This window comes from Thermoleptolyngbya sp. M55_K2018_002, from assembly GCF_015295965.1.
GTDB lineage: Bacteria > Cyanobacteriota > Cyanobacteriia > Elainellales > Elainellaceae > Thermoleptolyngbya > Thermoleptolyngbya sichuanensis.
In genome coordinates this window covers 1-4300 of the sequence record NZ_DVEA01000407.1, presented here as the reverse complement: position 1 = coordinate 4300, position 4300 = coordinate 1, and the positions used below count along the sequence as shown (strand labels likewise).

The following is a 4300-nucleotide window of genomic DNA, read 5'->3' as shown; positions in this document are numbered from 1 at the left end:
GACTCAGGGCAATCACCGACCTAGAAAGTTTTAAAGCAATGCCTAGGGTTCTAGAGTTCCGTGCTAAAGCCGATTTCTCTTCTTTTTCCTGCTATGGATCGAAAAGATGTCATGGCGCTGCTCACGATCGCCGTCTTTTTGGGATCGCTGGCCACCGCCGTAGGGTTGGTTCGTATGGGCAATGCCGCAAAAGCTGGGCGAGTCAATCAGCTCTTGCGGACGAAAGCCTGCGTCAGTTGCGACTTGGAGCGCGTCAGGCTGAATAATGCAGAACTCGATGAAGTAGACCTGCAATATGCCAACCTCCAAAACGTACTGATGCGCGGAGCTGACTTGAAGCGGGCAAACTTGAGCAGTGCCAACCTGACCGGAGCCGCCCTAGACAGAGCCGACCTGCGGAAGACACTCCTGACCGATGCAACGCTAGGTGGGGCAGTTTTGGCAGAGGCGCGGCTGGAGGAAGCCGACCTGCGGCGGGCCTATCTGGGGGATGCCGACTTGGATCGGGCCCGGCTTAATGCGGCCTATCTGGGGGAAACAATTTTTAGTCGGGCAAATCTGCGGGCAGCCACGCTTAATCGAGCCTACTTGGTGGGTGCAAACCTGGGCGAAGCGAACCTGACGGGCGTGGATGCGCGAAATGCCGATCTGCGGCGGGTTTATCTGGGCAATGCGCGGCTCAAGGATGCGCGGCTTCGCAACGCCAACCTGTCGCGGGCCAACCTGACCCGCACCGACATGCGCCGCGCCAAGCTGCAACAAACTACGCTCAACGATACCGACCTGACGGCTGCCAACTTGAGTGAGGCAAACCTGACGGGCGCCAGTCTGCTGCGGGCCAACCTGGGGCGGGCCCAACTGCCAGGGGCAAACCTGCAACGCGCCAACCTGCAATCGGTGAACCTGCGGCGATCGAACCTGACGGGCGCAAACCTCACCGATGCGAACCTAACCGGAGCTAGCCTGAACGGGGCAAAGCTAGACGGCGCGACGCTCTGCCGCACAACGATGCCCGACGGGGCGATCGCCCACGATGATTGCCCCGTTCTCCTCGATCCGTTCGCTCCCAATTCACCAGCCACTCCCGAAGCCCCTGCCGCCAGCGTTTCACCAACGGAAGCCGCGCCCGCTGGAACTCCCTTGCCTACGCCCGCGCCCTGATTCGGAGTTTGCAAGTTGCATTTTTGGATCGCATTTCCCCCATCAGGCTCCTCCGTCATCTCTCCGTAATCTTTGTGACTGAGCGCAATCCCCAGGCTCGACTTCATCAAGCTGGGATGATTTTGCGAATAATCCAGGAAATTTTTGAGAAATCGGGCGAATCTGCATTTGGGCGATCGCCCCCGTCTGCGTGGTTTGACGCAGAAAATGGGATGCCTTCGCCAAAGAGTAATGCGGTTCTGTAGGCTCACCGGGTTCAAAAGGTAAAGCACGGATGAGGTTGGCAACCTACAGACACGGAGATTAGCAGGTATGAAGCCTGCTTGAAGTGTCGCGCAGCGTGTTGAAACCATTTCCTGGAAGGGAGTTGGGCGATCGCCCCCAGCATTTCGGGTGAAAAATCCAGTTCCCAAAGTTTTCGGAGGTTTTTGTCTAAAGCATCACCGCACACTTTGTATTGTCAGGGGTTCTCATCTCCGGTATTTCGCCGAATTTATGCAGTTCTCCGGTCGTCTGCCCGGATTTCGGCAGGGGGGATGGTACTAGAGATTGGCTCTCAGGGGTCAGCGGGTGGAAGAGGTGATGGGTCAAGGCCCGCCTCCTGTCGCATCCGCTTGCAGCCAGCTTTACGACAGTCTGGGAGGATTGCATTCATGCCAACGGCACGTTTGGATGAGCAGCGGTTAACCACAGGGCGATCTATAGGGCGATCTACAGGGCAATCTACAGGGCGATCTACAGGGCGATCGCTCGGCATCGGTCTGACGAGCATCAACGACTTTTCGCCCCAGCTTCCGTTTCTCGACCTGTTCAAAACAGCCCGCGCCTGGATTCCGCAAACCAGCCAGGTCTGGAATACTGGCGAGACGGTGCAAAATCTGGATGCCCACGGCTGGCCCACCCGTCTGCCCACTGCCGCCAACGGCACGACGTACACCAAGCTCAGCACGCTGATGCTGCGCGACATCCCCGGAGCCTATCGCCCCGGTCGCTATGTGGTGATGTATGACGGGCAGGGCACGCTGGAATACGGTTTTAACGCCGCAAAACTGGAGAACCTGTCCCGGCCCGGCCGCGACGTGATCCAGGTCGATGCCGCCAAAGACGCGGGCATTCTGCTCTCGATCACCGCGACCGACCCGCAGAAAACGGGCGACTATCTGCGAAACATCCGCGTCTATCACGAAGACGACCTGCCGCTGGTGGCGCAAGGCTCAGTCTTCAATCCCACGTTTCACGAGCGGATTCGCAACTTTGGCACGCTGCGGTTTATGGACTGGATGGAGACCAACGATTCCACCCAGCGCGAATGGCGCGATCGCCCCAAACCCACTGACGCAAGCTGGGCCTGGAAAGGCGCGTCGGTGGAAACAATGGTGGCCCTGGCAAATGAGATGCAGGTATCGCCCTGGTTCAATATGCCGCACCAGGCGACGGATGAATACATTGCCAACTTTGCCGCCTACGTGCGCGACCACCTCGACCCCAACCTGCGGGTGTATGTGGAATTTTCCAACGAGGTGTGGAACTGGCAGTTTGACCAGGCGCACTACGCCCAGGCGCAGGCCGAGGCCCGCTGGGGCAAAGACGTGCAGGGTGGCTGGATGCAGTGGTATGGCATGAGGGCAGCGCAGACCGCCAAGATCTGGAAGGAAACCTTTGCAGAAAAGAGCGGTGGCAATCGCCTTGCAGCGCAAGATCGCGTCATTGCCGTGCTGGCTACGCAAACGGGTTGGAAGGGGCTAGAAACCTATGCGCTAAACACGCCCGCTTGGGTTGCCGAGGGCAACGAACCCGCCTGGAAAGCCGTCGATGCCTACGCCGTTACGGGCTACTTTGGCAACAACCTGGGCAGCCCCACCCACGCCAACACGGTGCGCTCCTGGCTTTCGGAACCCGACGGCGGCTTTGCCAAGGCCTTTCAGCACCTCCGCGAGGGCGGTCTGCTGGGCGACAGCAAAGATTCCGTCAAAGACACGATCGCTCTATTCAAGTACCATGCCGACATCGCCCAGCGCCACAACTTGCAGCTCGTCGCCTACGAGGGCGGGCAGCACATCGTCGGCACGTCGGGCATCGAAAACGACGCGCAGTTGACCGAGTTTTTCATCGCGCTCAACCGTCGTCCCGAAATGGCGGAACTCTATCAACAACTGCTCGACGGCTGGAAGGAGGCAGGCGGCACGCTGTTCAACCATTTTGTGGATATTGCCCGTCCCAGCAAATGGGGCAGTTGGGGCATGATGGAAAGCCTCGACCAGACCGATGCGCCCAAATACACGGCGCTGCAAGCCTTCATGAGCGCCAATCCCCGCTGGTGGGCAGAACCGGGCCCGGGCGCTGTGCCGCCAGATCCCCCCCGCACATCCGACCCGCTGAACCTAGCGGGAACCGACGGCAACGATCGGTTAATCGGCGGCGCGGGCAGCGACACGTTGATGGGCGGCGCAGGCAACGACACGCTGATGGGGCACGACGGGGGCGATCGCCTCGACGGGGGCCCTGGGGCCGATGAGCTAGTCGGCGGCAGGGGCAACGATACTTACGTGATAGACCATGCGGGCGATCGCGTGATTGAGCGAGCTGACGGCGGCATGGACACCGTGGAAGCCAGCATCAGCTACACCCTGCCCGACCAGGTAGAAAACCTGACGCTGAGGGGCACAGCGCTAGAGGGCATCGGCAATTCGCTGCGTAACGGGATATTGGGCAATTCCCGCAGCAACACGCTAACGGGCATGGGCGGCCACGACCGGATACGCGGCTTCGACGGGCACGACTGGCTGGATGGGGGCAGCGGCAACGACACACTGGAGGGCGGTCGCGGCAACGATACCTATGTTGTAGCCAGCCTCGGCGATGGGGTCATCGAACTGCTCAGGGCGGGAGCCGATACGGTGATTGCCTTGATCAGCTGGGTGCTGGGCGATCCTGTAGAAAACCTCACCCTCAGCGGCGATGCCCTCACGGGGCGCGGCAATGGGCTGAGCAACCTGATCATTGGCAATGGAGCCGATAATCTGCTCTGGGGCGGCGGTGGTGGAGACACCCTGCGCGGCGAGGGCGGGAATGACACGCTCAAAGGGGAAGCCGGAAATGACGTGCTGATCGGCAATGGGGGGAACGACCTGCTGGCGGG

Annotated in this window: 2 protein-coding genes; both read left to right on the top strand. The window is 60.3% G+C overall.

The window, feature by feature from the left end:
• The first annotated feature begins 93 nt into the window (after positions 1-93).
• Positions 94-1161, top strand: coding sequence for a pentapeptide repeat-containing protein (locus tag IGS51_RS20630; protein WP_297080642.1), 1068 nt, complete (start codon positions 94-96; stop codon positions 1159-1161).
• Positions 1162-1814: 653 nt separating this feature from the next.
• Positions 1815-4300, top strand: a 2486-nt coding sequence (locus IGS51_RS20625; RefSeq protein WP_297080641.1) for a calcium-binding protein, incomplete at its 3' end; no start/stop codon positions are given.